The organism is Herbaspirillum sp. CF444, from assembly GCF_000282135.1.
Classification (GTDB): domain Bacteria; phylum Pseudomonadota; class Gammaproteobacteria; order Burkholderiales; family Burkholderiaceae_D; genus Herbaspirillum.
The window spans coordinates 78,938-100,012 of the sequence record NZ_AKJW01000018.1; the positions used below are offsets into that span (position 1 = coordinate 78,938).

Annotated in this window: 14 protein-coding genes, 1 tRNA gene and 1 pseudogene; 10 read left to right on the forward strand and 6 right to left on the reverse strand. The window is 60.0% G+C overall.

From position 1 onward, the window contains the following. Positions 1-98 precede the first annotated feature (98 nt). The 10 genes from PMI16_RS03950 (at position 99) to PMI16_RS03995 (ending at position 16,157) form a co-directional block, all read left to right on the forward strand. Positions 99-2,834 carry a PD-(D/E)XK nuclease family protein gene (locus PMI16_RS03950; protein WP_007876635.1) on the forward strand — a complete coding sequence of 912 codons (2,736 nt, stop codon included), beginning with the start codon at positions 99-101 and terminating at the stop codon, positions 2,832-2,834. Beyond that, a complete protein-coding gene (locus PMI16_RS03955) occupies positions 2,831-6,238 on the forward strand; it encodes a UvrD-helicase domain-containing protein (RefSeq protein WP_007876637.1) in 3,408 nt (1,135 codons plus the stop codon). Before PMI16_RS03950 ends, PMI16_RS03955 begins: the two co-directional genes overlap by 4 nt. Positions 6,239-6,461: 223 nt before the next feature. Next, complete coding sequence (locus PMI16_RS03960; RefSeq protein ID WP_007876639.1) at positions 6,462-7,670, forward strand: cation:proton antiporter; 1,209 nt, start codon at positions 6,462-6,464, stop codon at positions 7,668-7,670. Then, a complete protein-coding gene (locus PMI16_RS03965; protein WP_007876641.1) occupies positions 7,667-8,908 on the forward strand; it encodes a YbdK family carboxylate-amine ligase in 1,242 nt (413 codons plus the stop codon). The genes PMI16_RS03960 and PMI16_RS03965 overlap by 4 nt, the downstream gene beginning before the upstream one ends. Positions 8,909-8,951: 43 nt before the next feature. Next, on the forward strand, positions 8,952-10,151 hold the full coding sequence (locus PMI16_RS03970; protein WP_007876649.1) for an NAD(P)/FAD-dependent oxidoreductase: 1,200 nt from the start codon (positions 8,952-8,954) through the stop codon (positions 10,149-10,151). Positions 10,152-10,326: 175 nt separating this feature from the next. Next, positions 10,327-10,539, forward strand: a complete 213-nt coding sequence (rpsU, locus tag PMI16_RS03975; protein ID WP_005665410.1) for a 30S ribosomal protein S21 — start codon at positions 10,327-10,329, stop codon at positions 10,537-10,539. A gap of 294 nt (positions 10,540-10,833) precedes the next feature. After that, complete coding sequence (locus PMI16_RS03980) at positions 10,834-11,283, forward strand: GatB/YqeY domain-containing protein (RefSeq protein ID WP_007876651.1); 450 nt, start codon at positions 10,834-10,836, stop codon at positions 11,281-11,283. Positions 11,284-11,307: 24 nt separating this feature from the next. Beyond that, positions 11,308-13,116, forward strand: a complete 1,809-nt coding sequence (gene dnaG / locus PMI16_RS03985; protein ID WP_007876652.1) for a DNA primase — start codon at positions 11,308-11,310, stop codon at positions 13,114-13,116. A 349-nt stretch (positions 13,117-13,465) separates the two neighbouring features. After that, complete coding sequence (gene rpoD / locus PMI16_RS03990; protein ID WP_443134884.1) at positions 13,466-16,045, forward strand: RNA polymerase sigma factor RpoD; 2,580 nt, start codon at positions 13,466-13,468, stop codon at positions 16,043-16,045. A gap of 33 nt (positions 16,046-16,078) precedes the next feature. After that, positions 16,079-16,157, forward strand: a tRNA-Ile gene (locus tag PMI16_RS03995). A gap of 407 nt (positions 16,158-16,564) precedes the next feature. Here the strand turns inward: PMI16_RS03995 and PMI16_RS25700 are convergent. The 6 genes and pseudogenes from PMI16_RS25700 to PMI16_RS04015 form a co-directional block, all read right to left on the reverse strand. Then, positions 16,565-16,717: a hypothetical protein gene (locus PMI16_RS25700; RefSeq protein ID WP_007876656.1), complete on the reverse strand. Its 153-nt coding sequence runs from the start codon at positions 16,715-16,717 to the stop codon at positions 16,565-16,567. Positions 16,718-16,741: 24 nt separating this feature from the next. Beyond that, on the reverse strand, positions 16,742-18,124 hold the full coding sequence (locus tag PMI16_RS25165; RefSeq protein ID WP_237719790.1) for a hypothetical protein: 1,383 nt from the start codon (positions 18,122-18,124) through the stop codon (positions 16,742-16,744). A gap of 33 nt (positions 18,125-18,157) precedes the next feature. Further along, positions 18,158-18,637: pseudogene (locus PMI16_RS26755) on the reverse strand (eCIS core domain-containing protein); the annotation flags it as partial. A 15-nt stretch (positions 18,638-18,652) separates the two neighbouring features. Beyond that, the gene (locus PMI16_RS04005; RefSeq protein ID WP_007876658.1) at positions 18,653-18,889 is read right to left on the reverse strand and encodes a hypothetical protein; all 237 of its coding nucleotides are present in this window, start codon (positions 18,887-18,889) and stop codon (positions 18,653-18,655) included. Between the two features lie 100 nt (positions 18,890-18,989). Continuing rightward, the gene (locus PMI16_RS04010) at positions 18,990-19,253 is read right to left on the reverse strand and encodes a hypothetical protein (RefSeq protein ID WP_007876660.1); all 264 of its coding nucleotides are present in this window, start codon (positions 19,251-19,253) and stop codon (positions 18,990-18,992) included. A 150-nt stretch (positions 19,254-19,403) separates the two neighbouring features. Then, positions 19,404-21,032 carry a tetratricopeptide repeat protein gene (locus PMI16_RS04015; protein ID WP_007876661.1) on the reverse strand — a complete coding sequence of 543 codons (1,629 nt, stop codon included), beginning with the start codon at positions 21,030-21,032 and terminating at the stop codon, positions 19,404-19,406. Positions 21,033-21,075: the final 43 nt, after the last annotated feature.

Consider the following 21,075-nt stretch of genomic DNA (forward strand, 5'->3'; position numbering starts at 1 on the left):
GCATGGCCGGATGATAGTTTTCGGCAATGTTTTCGATAGATATTTATTTTCCGGTTGTTTCCCATTTTTGTTGCTCATTTTTCCAAGATTCCCGCCGCATGCTCCATTCGCCCTTGCTGATCAGTCCGTCCGTCGATTTCTGGCCGCAGACCGCGGCCGCGCTGCTGGACGCCGATCACGCGCTGGGCGAGGCCGTGCGGGCCGGGTCGCGCGATTTTTCCGGCTGTCAGGTGGTGGTGCCGGCGTTTTCGCACGCGGTGCACTGGCGCGCGGCGCTGGCTCAGGAGCTGGCGAAGGTCGTTCCCGGCACGCTCGCGTTCATTCCGCCGCGCATCAACACCATGGCCGGCTGGCTGGCCATGCAGGAACCCGAACCGGCAAGCGCCGACAGCGAGCGGCTGATGCAGCTGTATGCGCAATTGCGCCAGCACGGCTGGCTCAAGAAGATGTTCACCGCGCGCCGCAACACCGATCTGCTGCCGCTGGCGCAGACCTTGCTGTCTTTGTCGGACGAACTCACGCAGGCGCTGCTGCCCGCCATGGAAAAGACCCCCGGCGACGCTGACGAGCGCTGGCAAGCCGCCCTCAATCAATTGTCGCCGTCGGCGCGCAGCATGCTCTCGGACGAGGCGCAACTGGTCTGGTCGATCTGGAAAAGCCAGCTCGACGGCAACGACAAGACGGTGCGGCGCTACGCTCGCATGCTGGCCCTGGCGCAGCCGCCGCAACACGGTGCGCTGGCGCCGTTGATCTGGATCAGCCCGGTTGCGCCGGAACCGATGGAGCAGGCCTTCCTGGAAGCCTATGCCGAACACGCCGACGTCCAGCCGGTCGTCATCGACTGGCGCGGACCGGATATTCCCTTGTTGTATCAGACCGCCTGGCCGGAATTGTGCGATGCGTCATTGCCGCCGGTGTCTGACGATTTATTTGCGCCGAGGATGGACGCCCCGACCATGGCGCTGTGCCCGGCCGGCAGCCTCGAAGAAGCATCGCAGCAAAGCGCGCTGATCGTGCTCGACTGGCTGCGGCAAGGCAAGCAGGACATCGCCATCGTCGCGCAAGATCGCGTCAGCGCCCGTCGCCTGCGTGCCTTGCTGGAACGCGCCGAGGTATCGGTGGCCGACGAAACCGGCTGGAAGCTCTCCACCACGCGCGCCGCCGCGGCGCTGGCGGCATGGTGCGACGTCGTCACCTCGCGCGGCGAAACCACTGCGCTGCTGGACTTGCTGAAGTCGCCGTTCATCTTCGCCGGCATGGCGGACAAGCCCACCGCCGTGATGCAGATCGAATGGCAACTGCGGCGCCAGAACATCGCCGGCGAATGGCGCAGCATTCTTGCCGTCTTCAATAATGAATCCGCCGCTGCCGATTGCCTCAATGCCGTGGCCCGGCAAGCGGCGGTCTTCGAAGGCCGCAAGAGCCTGTCGGCCTGGAGCGACTGCGCCCGGCAACTGCTGGATGCGCTCGACATGCGCAGCGCATTCGAAGCAGACACCGCCGGCCAGCAGGCCTTGCAGTTGCTGCAGGATCTGGGCGACGACAGCGCGCGCAATGCAGACGGCAGCGAACTGTTCTCTTTCGCCGAATGGCGCGCCTTGCTGAACCTGCAACTCGACGCCGTGACCTTCATGCCGCCGATCACCGATCGTCGTGTGGTGATGCTGCCGCTCAACGGCGCGCGCCTGCGCAACTTCGACGCCGTTCTGGTGATCGGCGCCGATGCCGAACATCTGCCGTCGCAGCCGCAGGAGACGCTATTCTTTTCCAACGCCGTGCGGCACGAACTCGGTTTGCCGACGCGCCTGAGCCGCCAGCATCAGCAATTGCGCGATCTCACCGAACTCCTGTGCGCCAACCGCGAAGTGGTCCTGAGCTGGCAGACGCACAAGGATGGCGAACCCAATCCCATGAGTCCCTGGCTGGAGCGCATGGAGCTGTGCCTGGCAAGAGCCGGCATGGAGCCGATACGCGTGCTGCGCCATCAATTGCCGTCGCAACAGTTGCAGGCGGAGCCGGCAAGCATGCCGACGCCATCGGCGCCGACCTTGTTGCCGCCCAAGCTGTCGGCCAGCGCTTACAATAGTTTTGTCGCTTGCCCGTATCAATTCTTCGCGCTGCGCATGCTGCGCGTGAGCATCATGGACGAGTTGTCGGATATGCCGGAAAAGCGCGACTACGGCGGCTGGCTGCATGAAATCCTGATGACTTACCACGAGACCGTGCGCGACCAGAAGACGCCGCTGGAGCAACGCGCGGCCTTGCTCGCCGCCATCTCCGACGAGGTATTCGGCAAAGCCATCAGTCAGCATCCGGCGGCGCTCGGCTACGCTGCGCGCTGGCAGAAAGTCATGCCGGCGTACCTCGTCTGGGCCAACGACCGCGAAGGGCAGGGCTGGCATTTCGCCTTCGGTGAAATCGCCTTGCAACACATGCTGGAATGGCCGGGCGGCGGCATCGAGCTGCACGGTCGCCTCGATCGCGTCGATGAGAACGCCGAAGGCGAACGCGCGGTGCTCGACTACAAGACGCGTCCCTTGCCGTCGCTGGCCACCAAGCTGAAAGACGCGGAAGATCATCAGTTGCCGTTCTACGGTCTGCTGTCCGGACAAACCATGGCCGCCGCGCACTATGTCGCGCTGGAAACCTTCAAGGACAAAACCGGCGATGTTGCCGCGCCCGATTTCGAACGACAGCAACAGGCGCTGCAACAACAAATCACCACGGTCATGCACGCCGTCACGCAAGGCGCGCCGCTGCCGGCCAACGGCATCGAATCGGTTTGCCAGTATTGCGAAGTACGCGGTCTGTGCCGCAAGGGAGTCTGGCAATGAGCGCCATGGACAACACAGAAAAAGACATTGCGCCGACTGTCGTGCCTATTTCGGCCTACGAAATCAATGGCCAGCCCGCCGCAGCGGCAGCCTTCACCGCAGCCGCCTGCGACCCGCGCCATTCGGTGGTGGTGGAAGCCTGTGCCGGCAGCGGCAAGACCTGGCTGCTGGTGGCGCGCATGTTGCGTCTGCTGCTGGCCGGCGCCAAACCGGCCGAATTGCTGGCGATCACCTTCACACGCAAAGCCGCGCAGGAAATGCGCGAGCGCCTGATGGAGCTGTTGCATGAGCTGACACTGGCGCCGGCGGAAAAAGCGCGAGGATTGCTGCTGGAGCGTGGCATCGGCGAAGCCGATTTGCCGCGCGTGATGCCGCAGGCGCGCGTGCTCTATGAGCAGATTTTGTCGGGGCAGCAGAGTCTTTCCATCGACACCTTCCACAGCTGGTTTGCGCGCTTGCTGCAAATCGCGCCACTGGCGTCGGGCGTGCCGCACGGCTATGCGCTGACCGAGAAGAACGGGGAGCTGATGAACGAAGCCTATCGCCGCTTCATGCAAGCCGTGCAGAAGCCGCCGCAGATCGACATCAAGCAAGCCTTGCTGGCGTTGTACGACCTGGCCGGCGACAGCGGCGCCAGGCGCCTGCTGGATTCCTTCCTCGACAAGCGTGCCGAATGGTGGGCGGCGACCATGCCGCCGCTGTCTTCCGACGACATGCCGCTGCAATGGCTGGAGGGTTTGTGCGGACCGGATGCGCAACGCGATGCGCGTCTCGACGTCTGGTCGGATGACGCGTTGAAGGCGAAGCTGTACGAGATATCTGCCGTGCTCGGCAAAGGCGCAGTCGCCAACCAGAAGCGCGCGACCATTATCGAAACGCTGGTCGCGGGCGAAGCGTCGCCGGAGAATTTCGCTGCGCTTGCCTCGCAGTTCTATGACGACGCGGAGAAAACGCGCGGCAACAATGCGCGCACCAAAGCCCTGAAGGCGGCGCTGGCCGAACACTATGGCGTGGACGAAGAAGTTGCCGTCTCGCTGTTCGAAGAAACCTTCGAGCTGACCGGCAATGCGCTGAAACGATTGCAGCGCCGCAGCGCCGAAGGCATCGTGCTCAAGCTCAATCGCGCCTTGTTCATCGCCGGCCGCGCTTATCTCGATGCGTATCAGGAAGTGAAGGCCGAGCAGCGCGTATTCGACTTCGCCGATCTGGAATGGCAAGCCTATCGCCTGCTGACCAACGAAGAGAGCGCGGCCTACCTGCAAAGCCGCCTCGATGCGCGCTACAAGCACATTCTGCTGGATGAATTCCAGGATACCAATCCGCTGCAATGGAGCATCGTGCGCTCCTGGCTGCGCGCCTACGGCGGCGATGCGGCGCAGCCGACGGTGTTTGTCGTGGGCGATCCGAAACAATCGATTTACCGCTTCCGCCGCGCCGAGCCGCGCGTGTTCTCGGCAGCGCGCGACATGTTGCAGGAGCAAGGCGCCGCGGTGTTGCGCGCCAACCAGACGCGCCGCAATGCGACGGTCATCGTCGACGTGCTGAATACCAGCTTCACCGGTCGCAATGCCCTGTTCGCACCGCAGACGACGCTGGGCATGCCGGGCGGCGGCGTGTGGAAACTGCCTCTGGTGCAGGCGCCGGAAGCCGCTGCAGACGCAGCCGAAGCTGTCGTCGATGCCAAAACGCAAACGCCGATGCGCAATCCATTGACCACGCCACGAGAAGAGGAAGACGATGCGCGTCGTCGCGACGAAGGCGCATTGATCGCTCGGGCGATCTTGCAGGCGCGCACGCGCATCACCGTCAAAGGCGAGGACGGCGAACGCGCGCTCAAGTGGGGCGACGTGATGCTGCTGGTGAAAAAGCGCCGCCATCTGATTGCTTACGAAAGCGCCTTGCGCGACGCCGGCATTCCCTTCGTTTCCGACAAGCGCGGCGGTTTGCTCGACTCGCTGGAAATCGCCGACCTGATCGCGCTGCTGACTTTCCTGATTACGCCCAACGATACGCGTGCGCTCGCGCATGTGCTCAAGAGTCCCATCATCGGCGCCTCCGACGACGATCTGATCGCGCTGGCGCAGCGCGAAGAGGGCGACTGGTGGCAGCGTGTCCGGGCGCAGCAGCACGGCGGCAACGCGTCGCCTGCGATCAATCGCGCGGTGCAGCTGCTGTCGCAATGGCTGGAAGCCGCGCCGCATTATCCGGTACATGATTTGCTCGACATGATCCTGCATCAGGGCCAACTGGTGGCGCGCTATGCGCAATCGGTGGCGCCGGCCATGCGCACGCAGGCGCTGGGCAACATCGAAGCCTTCGTCGAACTGGCGCTCAATCTGGACGCCGGCCGTTATCCGAGTCTGCCGAAATTCATCGACGCGCTGCGCGTTCTGCAGCGCCATGCCGAAAGCGATGCGCCGGACGAAGCCAGCATCGATGCCGCCGCCGACGCCGTGCGCATCCTCACCGTGCACAGCGCCAAGGGCCTGGAAGCGCCGGTGGTCGTGATACTCGACACCAATCACAGCGATCCCGCCAACGACAACGTCGGCATCCTGTGCGACTGGCCGCAGGATGAAGACGCGCCGACGCATTTTTCCGCTTTCGGGCGCAAGAGCGAACGCGGCTTGGCGCGCGACCGCTGGTTCGATGCGGAGGAGGGATTCAAGCAGCAGGAAGACTGGAATTTGCTCTACGTCGCCATCACGCGCGCCAAGCAATTGCTGATCGTCAGCGGCGTGGCGAGTACGCGCGGCGCATTGGAAGGCGGCGTGCAGGAGGGCAGCTGGTATCACCGCCTGTTCGACCGCACCGGCGATGTCGCGGGCATGGAAGAAGTGCACCCGCAGGCGCAACGCAACGATGAGCTTGCCGCGGCCGAGCAAACGTTTTCATTGGCATTGTTCGATCCCGTGCCGCAACCGGTATCGATTGCACCGTCGGCAGATAATTACAGCAATGAAGCGATTGAGGAGGGCGTTGCTCTGCATGCCTTGCTGGAACGCTTGACGCATGCAAAAACATGGCCGCCGACATTGCCGGATGATGCCGTGATTGCGCGTTGGCTGCCGTGTCCGCGCCCGCTGGCGACGACCATACGCGTACAAGCCGCAACCATGCTGGCGCAGCCGGCGCTGGAGCGGTTCTTCAATCCGGCCTTGTATCGTCACGCGCGCAATGAAATGGATATCGTGACCGGCGACGGCGTATTGCGCTGCGATCGCGTGGTCGTGTTCGATGAGGAAGTCTGGATTCTCGACTACAAACGCAATTTTCTCGACAGCGAGCGCACGGCTTATGCGGCGCAGCTTGCGCGCTATCGAGAGGCGGCATTGTCGGTGTTTTCTGACAAGCGAATCAGGTCTGCACTGATAACTGCCGACGGTCAATTCTGGGAACAATGAAAGCGCTTTCACCATTCAGAACGTGACGATCACAACATAGGAAAATATTTCGTTTACTATAAAACTGGTTTATCCTCGGGTTCGCTCTCGAGGTAAATGCGATAAGCATCACTTCTTCATTTCATCATCAGTGCATCAGCATTAACAGCTGCGTATCGCGAAGGAACAAGCAGTAGCGAACGTTGCGCCCGGATGCACGTCAAATCTAAAACCAGGAGGAGCTATGCAGTGGACTCTTCCGTCTTTCGCCCTTGCGCAACCGCTTCAATGGAACGCGTTGCTGCTGTTCGGTAGCTTGTTGCTATTCGGGTTGATAGCCGGTCATGTCGTGTCGAAGTCACCCTGGGTACCGCGTATCACGGGTTATCTGATCGTCGGTTTCATTCTCGGCGGCGGCGGTCTGAACTGGTTGTCCGGCGATGTGCTGAGCGTCACCAATATTTTTGCCGACATTGCCGTGGCGCTGGTCGTGTACCAGCTTGGACGTTATGTCGACATCGGCTGGCTCAGGCGCGAAAAGTGGCTGCTGGCCACCGTCGTGACGTCTGCCGTGCTGTGTTTTGTGTTTGTCAGTCTGGCCTTGTCCTGGTTCGGCACCTCGCAGGTGCTGGCTCTGCTCGGCGGCGTGTGGGCGATTGCCACGGCGCCGGCGGTGGTGCTGGTGGTGTTGCGTGATTTGAAGGCGGAAGGCCAGGTCACGCGCCGTCTGGCCACGATGACGGCGTTGAACAACTTTGTCGCAATTCTTGCGGCCTACGCTTTGCTGCCGGTGATTGCGCACGAGTCCGGCACGCCGGTGCTGACGCTGGTCGAGCACACGGCGTATTCGCTGATTGGTTCTTTCGTGCTGGCGTATCTGACCTACTGGCTGATGATGCCGTTGGCGCGTTTGCTGGGACGTCAGGGCAGCCGCCAGTTCGTGCTGGTGATTTCGGTCATTGCCTTGGCCATCGGCGTGGCGCATGCCTTGCACTTGCCGGTGATGCTGACGATGCTGATCTTCGCGATTTTGTCGAAGAACCTGGATCGCCAGTACGACTTGATGGAACTGGAGTTCGGCGTCGCCAACGAATTGTTCGTGGTGATGCTGTTCGTGACGGTCGGCGCCTCGATGCGTCTGGCGGATCTCACCATGGTCGGCTGGTCGGTGCTGATTCTGATCGCTGCGCGTTTCGTGGCGATGGGCTGCGGCGTATTCGTGTTTGCCCGTTTCGCGCGCATGAACTGGAAGCAGGCCGGCTTGCTCACGCTGGGCACCTTGCCGATGACCGAAGCAGGGCTTGGGCTGATGCAGACGATTTCGACGCTGTATCCGCACACGACGGCCGACGTGGTGCCGTTGCTGGCGGGATGTCTGATCGTGCTCGAATTGTTTGGCCCGGTCGCCACGCAATTCGCCTTAATCAAATCTGGTGAAAGTGGACGCGAATGACAACTACACTTATCCAAGAAGACGCACTGGCGACTGACCATGCCGCCAGTCCGCACCTGACGCATACAGTTGGCGCCACCAGCAGCGCAGGCATCCTGCCGTTCACGTCGTCGACGCCGTTCACCATGGGCATCGAGCTGGAGCTGCAACTGGTCAATCGCCGCAACTACAATCTCGCCAGCGATGCCGTCGATCTGCTGACCTGGATTGCGCCGCGCGAGTTGCAAAAGCAGATCAAGCTGGAAATGACGCAGGGGATGATCGAGCTCAACTCCGGCATCCATACGCGCGTCGATGAGTTGATCGAAGAACTCAAGGGTTTGCGCGCGGCATTGAATCGCGGTGCGCAGCATCTCAACATCGACGTCTCCGGCGGCGGCGCGCATCCCTTCCAGCACTGGAACGAGCAGCGCATCACGCCGAGCGAACGCTTCTTCCATCTGCACGAAAAATACGGTTATCTGGCCAAGACCTTCACCGTGTTCGGCCAGCACATCCACATCGGCGTTCCCAACGGCGACGATGCGCTGTACCTGACGCATGCGTTCTCGCGTTTCGTGCCGCACTTCATCGCGCTGTCGGCGGCGTCGCCGTTCTATCAGGGCGCCGACACCAAGTTCGATTCCTCGCGCAGCAACGTGGTGCGCGCCTTCCCGCTGTCGGGCACGGCGCCGGTGCAGACCAAGTGGAGCGAGTTCGAAACCTATTACGACGAACTGCTGCAGATGGGCATCATCGGCAGCATGAAGGACTTTTACTGGGACATCCGCCCCAAGCCCGAATACGGCACCGTCGAAATCCGCGTCTGCGACACGCCGCTGACCATCGAGCATGCCGCCCATCTGGGCGCGTATGCACAGTTGCTGGCGCGCTGGATCCTGACCGAGCGGCCATTCGAGATGCGCGACGATTTCTACCTGCTGTATCAGTACAATCGTTTTGAAGCCAGCCGCTTCGGCCTCAACGGCATGCTGGCTTTGCATGGCGATACGCCGGCGACTTCGAGTAAACTGCCGATCTTCGAGCATTTGTTGCTGCAATTGCAGTTGTTGCAGCCGTATGTGCAGAACGAAGTCGAACTGATTACCCTGAAGCGCTTGCGCCATATGGCGCACAACCGGCTCAGCGATGCCGGCTGGTTGCGTCAGGCATTCACCCAGCGCGGCTCGCTCAACGATATGATGCGCATGTCGTCCGAGCTGTGGATGGATCAGTCGCCTCCGCCTTATTTCCAATGATGCCGTTTGCTTTCGCCAGTAAAGCAAGTTGGCGAAAGCAAACATGACAACACCATTCGATGTAGCAGTAATCGGCGCCGGCGCCGCAGGCATGATGTGCGCGGCCGTGGCCGGGCAGCGCGGCAAGTCGGTCGTGCTGATCGACCATTCCGTCAAGTTGGCCGAGAAGATCCGCATTTCCGGTGGCGGCCGCTGCAATTTCACCAACATCGGCGCGACGCCGCAGAATTTCCTCTCGCAAAATCCCCATTTCTGCAAAAGCGCCTTGTCGCGCTACACGCCTCAGGATTTCCTCGCGCTGGTCAAACGCTACCGCATCGGCTTCCACGAGAAGCACAAAGGCCAGTTGTTCTGCGACGACACGTCGGAAGACATCATCGAAATGCTCAAGGCCGAATGCGATCTCGGCCACGTTGAATGGCGCATGCCCTGCGGCGTGGCCTCGGTCGGCAAGGACGGGGACTTGTTTCGCCTGGAAACGGATGGCGGCGAAATCCTGGCGCGTCACGTCGTCATCGCCACCGGCGGTTTGTCGATTCCGAAGATCGGCGCGACCGACTTCGCCTATCGCATCGCCAGGCAATTCGATCTCAAGCTGGTCGAGCCGCGTCCCGGCCTGGTGCCGCTGACCTTCGACGGCGCCGGCTGGCAGCCGTTTGTCGACCTGGCCGGCATCGCGCTGGAAGTCGAGGTCGAAACCGGCGTCAAGAAAGAGCGCGGCTATTTTCTGGAAGATTTGTTGTTTACACATCGCGGCCTGTCCGGCCCGGCGATCTTGCAGATTTCCAGCTTCTGGCAGCCGGGCGCCTCGCTCACGCTGAATTTGCTGCCGCAGATCGACGTCGCCGCAACTTTCATCGAAGGCAAGACCACGCTCAAGAAGAACCTCGGCAACTTGCTGGCGCAATGGCTGCCGGCGCGCCTGGCGGACGGCTTGCTCAAGGCCAACGGCTTCGACGGCGCGGCGCGCATTGCCGACATGCCCGATAAAGAGTTGCGCAAGCTGGGCGAAGCGCTCAACCGCTGGACCATCAAGCCCAACGGCTCGGAAGGCTACCGCAAGGCCGAAGTCACCATGGGCGGCGTCGACACGCGCGAGTTGTCGCAGCAGAGCATGATGGCTGCCAAGGTGCCGGGCCTGCACTTCATCGGCGAGGCGGTCGACGTCACCGGCTGGCTGGGCGGCTACAACTTCCAGTGGGCCTGGGCTTCGGGCGTGGCGGCGGGGCAGTCTATTGAATAGGCGGGAGAGTATATGTGGGGGTGTATGTTTCCGGCACGCACCCAGATCCTTGATTTATTTGGTTTTTTTGCGATGAGGTTGGAAAAAAGCCACGCATTGGCTTCCATTTGGTGTCGCGATCTGCTAAAATCGCGTTCTTTCCGTATCCAACCTAACCTCTTTGGTTTGAATCTACATGACCACTATTCGTCTTAAAGAAAACGAGCCGTTCGAAGTCGCCATGCGCCGCTTCAAGCGCACTATTGAAAAAACCGGCCTGTTGACCGAGTTGCGCGCGCGCGAGTTTTACGAAAAGCCGACAGCAGAACGCAAGCGCAAGCTGGCAGCTGCAGTGAAGCGCCACTACAAGCGCATCCGCAGCCAGCAACTGCCTAAGAAGCTGTACTAAGAAATTCTCGTCGCGCCGCCTTGGTGTGCGCGACCACGTTAAACCCGCTCTGGTCCGACCACAGCGGGTTTTCGCATTCGTAGGCCGTCGCTAAGCTACTGCGCGAACCGGCATGCGGCCTGCGGTGCTCATCGTACCTGAGTACGATTGCGCTCCTCGATCCACATGTCGGTCCTGCTCGCTACGCTTATCGACAGCCTACGTGGCCTCATATAAGTCCTTTGCGACGCACTTCCGCGGCTGGGATGTGGGGCTTGTGCTAGTCTGAATGAATCGCTATCTCTGGAGAATGCAATGGGTCTGAAAGAGCAAATCACCGAAGACATGAAGGCGGCGATGCGCGCCAAAGAGGCGGCCAAGCTGGGTACGATTCGCCTGATCACTGCGGCGATGAAGCAAAAAGAAGTCGACGAGCGCGTCGAGCTCGACGACGCGATGGTGCTGGCGATCATCGACAAGATGGTCAAGCAGCGCAAGGACTCCATCAGCCAGTTTGAAGCCGGCGGTCGCCAGGATCTGGCGGATATCGAAAAAGCCGAGCTGGCCATTCTGGTCGCCTACATGCCTGCCGGCCTGTCCGACGATGAAATCAAGGCCGAAGTGCAAGCCGCCGTTGCCGCCACCGGCGCCGCCGGTCCGCAGGACATGGGCAAGGTCATGGGCGTGTTGAAGCCCAAGCTGGCCGGTCGCGCCGACATGACTGCCGTTTCCGCTCTGGTCAAGGCTGCCTTGACCGCTGCCTGAATCTTGCCAGGACGTTAATTTTCTGTGATTCCACAGTCGTTCATTCAGGATTTGCTCAACCGCGTCGATATAGTCGATGTGGTTGGCAAGTACGTGCAGCTCAAAAAGGGCGGCGCCAACTTCATGGGCCTGTGCCCGTTCCATAACGAAAAATCGCCGAGCTTTACGGTCAGTCCGACCAAGCAGTTCTATCACTGCTTCGGCTGCGGCGCGCATGGAACGGCCATCAGTTTCCTGATCGAATATTCCGGCCTGGGTTTCGTCGAGGCGGTCAAGGACCTCGCGCAAGGCGTGGGCATGGTGGTGCCGGACAACGACGACCGTATCCCGCCGGCGCAGCGCGCCGAGCAGCAGGCCAAGAGCATGGCCTTGTCGGATGCGATGTCGGCGGCCTGCGATTTTTACCGCCAGCAGCTGCGCGCGGCGCCGCAGGCGGTCGAGTATCTGAAGGGCCGCGGACTGACCGGCGAAATCGCCGCCAAGTTCGGTCTGGGCTACTCGCCCGACGAATGGGACAGTCTGCGCAAGGTGTTTCCGGATTATGAAGTGCCGGCGCTGGTCGAAGCCGGCCTGGTGATCGACAAGAGCGAGGAAGAAGGCGCCCAGCGCATGGGGCGCAAGCGTTATGACCGCTTCCGTCATCGCGTCATGTTTCCGATCCGCAATACCAAGGGCCAGGTGATCGGCTTCGGCGGCCGCGTCATGGATGGTGGCGAACCGAAGTACTTGAACTCTCCGGAAACGCCGCTATTTCAAAAGGGTAGCGAGCTGTACGGCCTGTTCGAAGCGCGCCAGGCGATCCGCGAAGCGGGTTACGTGCTGGTGACCGAAGGCTATATGGATGTGGTGGCGCTGGCGCAGCTGGGTTTTCCGCAGGCGGTGGCGACCTTGGGGACGGCGTGTACGCCGATCCACGTGCAAAAGCTGTTGCGCCAGACCGATGAGGTTGTGTTCAGTTTCGACGGTGATTCGGCCGGACGGCGCGCCGCACGGCGGGCGCTGGATGCCTGCCTGGTGCATGCCTCGGACAACAAGATCATCAAGTTCCTGTTCTTGCCGACCGAGCACGATCCGGACAGTTATGTGCGCGAAATGGGCGCCGCAGCCTTTGAACAGCAGATCAAGGAAGCCATGCCGCTGTCGCAGTTCCTGATCAAGGAAGTGGTCGGCGACAACGACATGGGCACGCCGGAAGGCCGCGCCCGCGCGCAATTCGACGCCAAACCGATGCTGCAGGCCCTGCCGCCGTCGTCCTTGCGTCTGCAGATCGTGCGCAGCCTGGCCCAGGTCACGCAGACCTCGCCGGCCGAGATCGAGGCCTTGTTCGAACTGGCCAAGCCGGTGGTGCAAACATCCGCACGCCGCGCGCCGCCGCCGAAGAGCAAGCGCATGGCGCCGGTCGGCCTGGAACGCCAGATCATTCGCCTGCTGGTGGCGCATCCCGCGCTGGCGGCGGACCTGGACGACACGGCTTTGCAAGCCATCGGCCGCCACGCGCCGGACCGGGCGGACATGTTGTCGCGGTTGGTCGAGGCCTGCCGCAGCATGGGCGAGCAAGCCAATTTCGCCACGCTGGTCGAGCAGTTGCGCGACGCCGGACCGGATTTTGAAAGCCTGATCGCCGAAATCGCGGCCGAAACCGAGTCCGAATTCGATGTCGTCCGGCAAGAAATGGCCGGTGCTGTCCGCCAGACCAAGATGCGCGGCGTTGAGGATGAGATGGAACAACTGGCAAGCGCCGGACTCAGGGACGATGCCGCGCGCAGCCGCTATCGCGAACTGCAGCATCAAAAAGAGCACCTGAAGCGCCTGAGCGGCGCCGAATTCGGTTGAAATTCAGGTGCAGGCAAGACCCGACCCGTCTTGCAGAATGTCGGATGTTGTGTCTGATTGGCTTGATCTTGGGGTAAAACACCCTATATATGATATAATCTAGGGCTTTAATTCCGCGGCGAAACATACTCCGTGATGCGGAAAAGATTCATCGAACCATCGGTCCATAGGGCGATTTACAGCACATAAGCTATCGCATGGACACAGCAGAAAGCAGGGGACGAAAGATTTAGGAACGTTGCGCGGGCAGTCCGTGTCTATCTGATAGGCGGATACGGTTGCATGAAAAGCATGGTCTGATTGGCGCAATGAGTTTGACTCACTTGGCTTTGATTCTATGGCAAATGCAATGAAGAAAACCGCAAAAACTCCGACACCTTCCGCAAAGAACACCAAGCCGGCCGCCAAGCCGGCAAGCAAATCGACCCCTTCGGCACCTGCAACACGATCGGTCCCAAAGAAAGCAGCTGTTGCCAAGCCCACCGGCAAAGCAGCGGCAACGGCAGTAAAGGCGGTAGCGTCGCCAGTGAAAGCTGCATCGGCAGCGGCGGCGAAAAAATCCAGTGCCAAAACTGCTCCCAAGGCGGTTCGCGCTGCAGCGCCCGCGGTAGCCAGACCGGCGGCCAAAGCGACTGCGACGCCAACGAAGAAGAACTTATCCGAAGCCAACGTGAAGACGGCTTCTGTGCAATCGAAAGCTTCTGTGACAACCAAGAAACCTGAACCGAAAACCGCTAAGCCTGCCGTCAAGGCAGCAGCCAAGAGCGAAGCCAAAGACGTCAGCGTCATGATCGCGCCTGGCGTGAGCCAGACGACGGACGCCGCTGCACTGGCAGCCATCGACACGTCCGGCTACATTCTGCCGTCCGTCAAGGTGCCTGGTCGCCGTGGCCGCAAGCCGAAGGAATTCCAGCCCGAGAACGACGAAATCGCCGCGCTGAACGCGGTCGAGCGCGCCGAACTCAAGGCCGTCGACAAAGCCAAGGCCAAGGACCGCAAGGCCAAGGAAAAGGCCCTGTTGAAAGACGCGTTCTCGTCCGACACGGAAGCAACCGAAGAAGAACTCGAACGCCGCCGTCAAAAGCTCAAGACCCTGATCAAGCAAGGTAAAGAGCGCGGCTTCCTGACCTTCTCCGAAATCAACGATCACCTGCCGGAAAACATCGTCGATCCGGAAGCGATCGAAGGCATCATCGGCACCTTCAACGACATGGGCATCGCCGTGTACGAACACGCGCCCGATGCCGAGACATTGCTGCTGTCCGACAACGTCGCCAACGTCGCCAGCGACGACGACGCCGAAGCCGCCGCCGAAGCAGCGCTGTCGACCGTCGACTCCGATTTCGGCCGCACCACCGACCCCGTGCGTATGTACATGCGCGAAATGGGCTCGGTCGAACTGCTGACCCGCGAAGGCGAAATCGAAATCGCCAAGCGCATCGAAGACGGCTTGAAGGACATGATCCAGGCGATCTCGGCTTGCCCGACCACCATCGCCGAAATCCTGGTCGCCGCCGACAAGATCAAGAACGACGAAATCAAGGTTGACGAAATCGTCGACGGCCTCGTCGACATGAGCGAAGGCGAAGTCGTCGTTGCCGCCGCTGCTTCCGATGAGGAAGAGGACGAAGAAGACGAGGACGAAGAAGAAGACGAAGAAGAGGAAGGCGAAAGCAGCGGTTCCGGTGCAGCCGGTTTCTCCGCCGAGCAGTTGGAACAGCTCAAGCGCGACGCGCTCGGCAAGTTCGCGACCATCTCGACCCAATTCGACAACATGCGCAAAGCCTTCGAAAAAGAAGGCTACAACTCCAAGCCTTACGTCAAGGCGCAGGAAATCATTTCCAATGAGTTGCTGGGCATCCGCTTCACCGCCAAAGTCGTTGAAAAGCTGTGCGACACCCTGCGCGGGCAAGTTGACCAGGTGCGTCAGATCGAACGTCAGATCCTCGACGTCGCCGTCAACAAGTGCAACATGCCGCGCACGCACTTCATCAAGGTTTTCCCCGGCAACGAAATCAATCTGGACTGGGTTGACGGCGAAGTCAGCGCCAACCACGACTACAGCACCGTATTGAGCCGTAACGTGCCTGCCATCAAGGAACTGCAACAAAAGCTGATCGACCTGCAGGCGCGCGTCGTGCTGCCGCTGCCGGACCTGCGCGGCATCAACAAGAAGATGGGCGCCGGCGAGAAGAAGGCGCGCATGGCCAAGCGTGAAATGACCGAGGCCAACCTGCGTCTCGTGATCTCGATCGCCAAGAAGTACACCAACCGCGGCCTGCAATTCCTCGACCTGATCCAGGAAGGCAACATCGGCCTGATGAAGGCGGTGGACAAGTTCGAATATCGTCGCGGCTACAAGTTCTCGACCTATGCGACATGGTGGATTCGCCAGGCCATCACGCGTTCGATCGCCGACCAGGCGCGCACCATCCGTATCCCGGTGCACATGATCGAAACCATCAACAAGATGAACCGCATCTCGCGTCAGATTCTGCAGGAAACCGGTGCAGAACCCGATCCGGCGACGCTGGCCATCAAGATGGAAATGCCGGAAGACAAGATCCGCAAGATCATGAAGATCGCCAAAGAGCCGATCTCCATGGAAACGCCGATCGGCGACGACGACGATTCGCACCTGGGCGACTTCATCGAAGACAACAACACATTGGCCCCGGCCGATGCAGCGTTGCACGCCTCGATGCGCGGCGTGGTCAAGGACATCCTCGACTCCCTGACGCCACGCGAAGCCAAGGTGCTGCGCATGCGTTTCGGCATCGAAATGTCGACCGACCACACCCTGGAAGAAGTCGGCAAGCAATTCGACGTCACCCGCGAGCGTATCCGTCAGATAGAAGCAAAAGCGCTGCGCAAGCTGCGCCATCCGTCGCGCTCCGACAAGCTCAAGAGCTTCCTGGAAGGTAACTAAGTCAGATCGGGATTCACGTCCCGACCAGACTCAGGCCCCCTAGCTCATGCTTGGTTAGAGCAGCGGACTCATAATCCGTTGGTGCCGTGTTCGACTCACGGGGGGGCCACCAGTAAAATCAAGGGGTTACGTGCAGACGTAGCCCCTTGTTCCGTCTTATGCATAGGTGTTGGTGCAATTTCAGTACAGTGAAGATCAAAATCACTGCATCGGAGAAACAATGGCCACCATCGTAAAGACGGTTGATTTGCGCCGAAATTTGCCCCGCTTTTGGAGTGCCCTTCTCGGGCTGGACCAAGGCCAGTCGATGAAGTGATACGCTTGTCGAGCCTTCTCCAGAGGAGCGACACCATGGCAGCACGAGGACCATATCGGCGGCACAGTCTGCAGTTCAAGATTCAGATCTGCAGTGACGTTCGCAGCGGACGCTTGGACGTCGAGAGGCGCTCAAGACAAGGTTGCCACCAACACCGGCACGACGCACAGCACAGTCAGAATGCCGACGATGGCATGCAGATCTCAGTCTGGCGACCAGGGGCGACATGACTGCAGCGTCCGCGGATAACGCCCCAGCGTCAGCACTTTGAACGCCGCAGCACCGAGCAGGGGCATGATTGTATTGAACAGCACATACCGTAGCAGGAAACCACAAAAACTCAGCAATGCTTCCATTTGTCTCTCATATTGTCCGTTGGCTCAGTTTCTCTTGATCGCATTTTTTTGCGGACGTTCCGCCAGGGTGCTGGGAAAGGCAATCATCCATTGCTCTTCCGTTTCCGACCACGGCACGCCTATCTTGGCTTCATATGCGCTCTTGAGCAGGCTGACATCGCCGGTAAAGTAAGCGTGCTTCAGGATCTCCCGGCCGATCTTCTGCGCCATGAAGCGCACCGCATCGACCTGCTTGCGATACACCGCATTCTTTCTTTTTGCATCGGCCTTCTGGACTTCCTGCCCAAAATATTCGGTAAAGCCTTCGTTAATCGAATCGGCCTTGCCAAAGCAGAAGTCCCGGATGAATTTATCCTGTGCGCCGTAGAAATGAATCAGTTCGTGCACCACCGTCGAGGCATTGGGTAGCTCGCGGAAGAAAATCCGGTCTCCGGCCTGTATCGCTTTTTCAGTTTCGCATTTCATCTGGCGTAACTTCGCCAGTGTAACCAGATCCTCATCCAGGCTGGCATGATTGCGCAAGGCATCCTTGATCGCTTCAAAAACACAGGCAGATGGATAAGTCACAGGATCGAGCACAAAGGCAATGGCATCGGTGCGCATCAGACGCAAGCCCAGTTTTTGGGCAATCAGCTCCTTTTTCCCTTGCAACTGCTGCTGCCCTGCCTGCCGCGCCTGGCCATGATTGGCCTCGATCCAGGGCGCAATACCGGCCAGATGCAGCACTTCATTGATTAAGTCTTCCGGTGCATTGCCATGACGCCAGGTGCGCAAATGTCCTATGCTCAGGTGACCCGCAATCAGTTGTTCAATCGTCCATGCGACAACCCCGTCATGCGCAAAACCGGCCAGTTCCGTCAATGTGATTCCGCTGTTTTTCGCACGTGTGATCAAATTCCCACCATAAGACGATGCACTCAATGCCATCGCCTGCTGCACGGTTGCCTCTTCGGCAATCACAAAATCGACCGCCCATCCGGCAACCACATGACGCGCCAGCATTGCCAGCGTATCGAGCGTAACTCCGCTTTGTATGGCCAGCGCGATGCGCGCCTTGCCCAGCGACGACGCGCTCAGTTCGGTCGCCTGAAGTGACGTCATTTCGATACCGTAAGTAGTTTTCATCGATGCTCTGTAGGCATCGATGGCGGCCTGCTTGCGCTCCATTTTGGCGGCTTTGCGTTCCCAGAATTTCTCACTCTGTTGTCGCTGTTTGGCGGTCCAGCTCTTTTTGTTTTTACCGCTCTTGCCTTGCTGCTGCACCGTGGCGCCATTGCCCGCCGCCATCGGCTTCATCTGCAGCGGCACAGCCGCCTCCTGTTGCCCCAGCGTCGCAGCGCGCGCGCCCATCACATCGGCTTCATGTTCCAGGCCTTTGTCATTGTTGACCGGCGTGCCCTCTTCCATGTGTATCGTCGGCTGCACCCGGCCTTGCGCCTGTTGCGCCACATGCCAGGCTTCATGCGGCAGATGCTGCTCCTGCCCCGGCGCCAGATGGATATCACGCCCCTTGGCATAGGCGTGGGCCTGCAATTGCGCCGGCTGCGCCGAGTTGTAATGGACCTTGACATCGTCCATGCGTATGCCGGAAAGCTGTTCGACTGCTCGTCTGAGCTGTATCGGCAAGCCGTTCTGCCGTGCCGTTGCTGCGCCTGTTTCTGTTGCTGCGGTATTGGACTGAGCCTGATGCGCCTGTAGCGGCATGCGCTGACGTGAACGCGGACTGTTGTGCATCATTTCTTCCATCGCACGCAACTGCGCCGTGCGCGGGCTATCCTGCACGATGTCATGCAACGCGCGCAACTGGCGTGCTGCAGGACGCTGCTCATCGTGGACAACTGGCGCCGGTATGGCCGATTTCAGTTGCGCCGGTGTTTCCCGGGATGGTGCCGGTTTGCTGCGGGAAAGATAAACAGCCATGGCTTTTCCTTTGAGTCAGTGCTTCTCGATACGATACTTCCCATCACGATCACCGGGTTCTTCCACCAGGCGCACGATTGGTTCTTTGCGCAGCGCCTTGGCGATGATCTGTTTAGCTGTCGCCGGTTCTGCCGCTGCGATTTCTTCTTCGATGTCATCGAAGTAAAGCTTCGCATCAGCCATCGCCTCGGTTACAGCTTTCATAGACCGGTAGAGATCGACGTTGTAGCCTTCGTCAACGACTGTGTACATGGCCATGTTTTCCGTTGTCTTACCCCAAGCGGTATCAAGGCACCGAGGAACTTCCGTTTGGATGCACCCGTGCGGGGAATAATTGCGTCATGATATTTTCCTATCCGAACGCCGGACGAGGGCATTCTATAACGACTTCATTCGAGCCGACAGTCCAATACTGATGGTAACCATGCAACCTGCAATCTTTACCGTCGAAAAGCGCTTGAGGAACTTGGGTGGCGAAAAAATCATTCGCGACCACGCCAAACGCTGCGGTCTTTCCTGTAACCGGGAACTTAAGCATATTCTCTGTTTCCGAGAGTATGCGGATGCATTCAAAGTCATCCATGTCTTCGAGCACAGGGATTGAAAGCCGATTCATATAGTTTTCCTCGATCAGAACGCTTCGGGCAATGCATCGAATTCAGCCTGCTATCACGACAAGCGCGCGGCGATGTGTCCTACCTGTGTGCCCGGCGCATCAACCCATTGCGTGCCAGCACAGGCATACGAATTGCGAGGAGGCCACGCATCAGGTGACATCCTGTGCGACCACGGCATCGCTGTCGATCAATTGCAGCCAGCCACGCGCCGCGATGTAGTCGGGCTTGAGCGCTATGGCACTGTTGAAGCAGTGCCGAGCCTGCGCTGTATCGTTCAGGGCGCAATGGCAAAGGCCCAGGTTGTAGTGCAGGGAGGGCATGTCCGGCTGCCGCTGCAAGGCTTGCTGGTAGTAAGTGATGGCCTGTGCAAATAGCTTGAGGCGCTGGCACAACACGCCGAGGTGCTCGAAGAAGTGGCTGTGCGCGTTGAGCTCATAGTAATTGGCTGCCATCAGCGGCAAGCCACGCACCAGGTCCTGGATGGCAAACAGATCGCTGTGATCGAGGATTGCGTAGATGTGCTGGATATGGCTATCGAAGACGTGGGGATCCCAGCCGGTCATGTTCAGGTAAGACACCAGGACATTCAGACTGGTGCCGGCCTGTACCTGTTGCAAGTGTGCGTAGAGGCCGAACAGGTCGCCGGGACTGAAACGGTCGAGGAAATGCTCGAGTGCATGACGGGTCTCCACCAGGGCATCGAACCGCGCGCCGCAGACAAAGGCGGCGGTGCCGATCTCCTTATTGGTCGATTGCTGAAAACAATCGCCGCCGCGCTGCTGAAAAAACATGCCGAGCAGGTCGAAATCTACCATCATCGAGAACGCCGTAGCATGAAACGCCAGCCCCGGTTCAGCTTGCATGGCAGCGAGCGTATCGGCACCGTAGGATTTGTCGGTGGCGATGAGCAGCATGCGCTCGCCGGCGATGCGGGAAAGTGTTCGCACCGCGCGTAGGGCTGCCACCGGCATGAGCACATGGTGCTCGGATCCGCGTTGCAAGGCGGTCGCCAAGATCTGGTCTAGTTCCGGATCGTCGTAGCGCGCTTGCGACGACAGCGGACGGTAGGTCACCGGGCAGCCGCTCTGCGTCAGCGACAGGCCGGCATTGTCGGGCAACCCGTCGGGAATGGTTGGCGCGGCTGGCACCAAGCCTTCCTCGGCCACACCATCTACGACGCGGAAAAGGTCTTGCGGCAGCGAGTCGAACAGGTAGTTCGCGACCAGGACCATCGGCGCCGACGCGCCATCCTGCTCCTCGGCCGACAAGACCCTGCCGGAGACCTGCAAGTTGAGTTGGGTATCGGTGAGTGCGTCGAACAGCGCGAAATCCAGTTTGCCCGCGGCAATAAAGGGTTGGAACTGCGGATGCGCTTTCCAGAACGCGAGGTTGCCCGGCACGCAATCGGTGGCGACGTAGACGAAGGGTAGATGATCGAGATGCAGCGACTGGCTCAGTTCGAGGATGCGCCGCAGCAGGTAGAAGGTAAAGATGCCGTGTCCCGCCCCCAGTTCGACGATATGGCAGGGCGGGCTATCCGGCCTGGCATCGCGTAGAGTCTCTTGCAGGTAACGTACGATGGCGTTGGCGTAGGCGTTGGCAATGTAGGGGTTACAGGTCGCATAGAACGGCACGCGACTGTCCCAGGCCTGGATATCGAACGACTGGTAAAAATCGGTCTGACGATGCCACAGAGCGCTGGCGGACAAAGGGACGAGGTTGTCCAGCGTGACATCGATTGGGTTGGTTGCGGCAACGTCAAGGGGGAGGATGGACATGGGCGGATATTCCGTGCGATGGATGAGATGTCATGGTATTAGG

Coding starts and splice junctions, on each gene's coding strand:
- PMI16_RS03950 (WP_007876635.1), top strand. CDS start 99: ATGCTCCATTCGCCCTTGCTGATCAGTCCGTCCGTCGATTTCTGGCCG.
- PMI16_RS03955 (WP_007876637.1), top strand. CDS start 2,831: ATGAGCGCCATGGACAACACAGAAAAAGACATTGCGCCGACTGTCGTG.
- PMI16_RS03960 (WP_007876639.1), top strand. CDS start 6,462: ATGCAGTGGACTCTTCCGTCTTTCGCCCTTGCGCAACCGCTTCAATGG.
- PMI16_RS03965 (WP_007876641.1), top strand. CDS start 7,667: ATGACAACTACACTTATCCAAGAAGACGCACTGGCGACTGACCATGCC.
- PMI16_RS03970 (WP_007876649.1), top strand. CDS start 8,952: ATGACAACACCATTCGATGTAGCAGTAATCGGCGCCGGCGCCGCAGGC.
- rpsU (WP_005665410.1), top strand. CDS start 10,327: ATGACCACTATTCGTCTTAAAGAAAACGAGCCGTTCGAAGTCGCCATG.
- PMI16_RS03980 (WP_007876651.1), top strand. CDS start 10,834: ATGGGTCTGAAAGAGCAAATCACCGAAGACATGAAGGCGGCGATGCGC.
- rpoD (WP_443134884.1), top strand. CDS start 13,466: ATGAAGAAAACCGCAAAAACTCCGACACCTTCCGCAAAGAACACCAAG.
- PMI16_RS25700 (WP_007876656.1), bottom strand. CDS start 16,717: ATGGAAGCATTGCTGAGTTTTTGTGGTTTCCTGCTACGGTATGTGCTG.
- PMI16_RS25165 (WP_237719790.1), bottom strand. CDS start 18,124: ATGGAAGAGGGCACGCCGGTCAACAATGACAAAGGCCTGGAACATGAA.
- PMI16_RS04005 (WP_007876658.1), bottom strand. CDS start 18,889: ATGTACACAGTCGTTGACGAAGGCTACAACGTCGATCTCTACCGGTCT.
- PMI16_RS04010 (WP_007876660.1), bottom strand. CDS start 19,253: ATGAATCGGCTTTCAATCCCTGTGCTCGAAGACATGGATGACTTTGAA.
- PMI16_RS04015 (WP_007876661.1), bottom strand. CDS start 21,032: ATGTCCATCCTCCCCCTTGACGTTGCCGCAACCAACCCAATCGATGTC.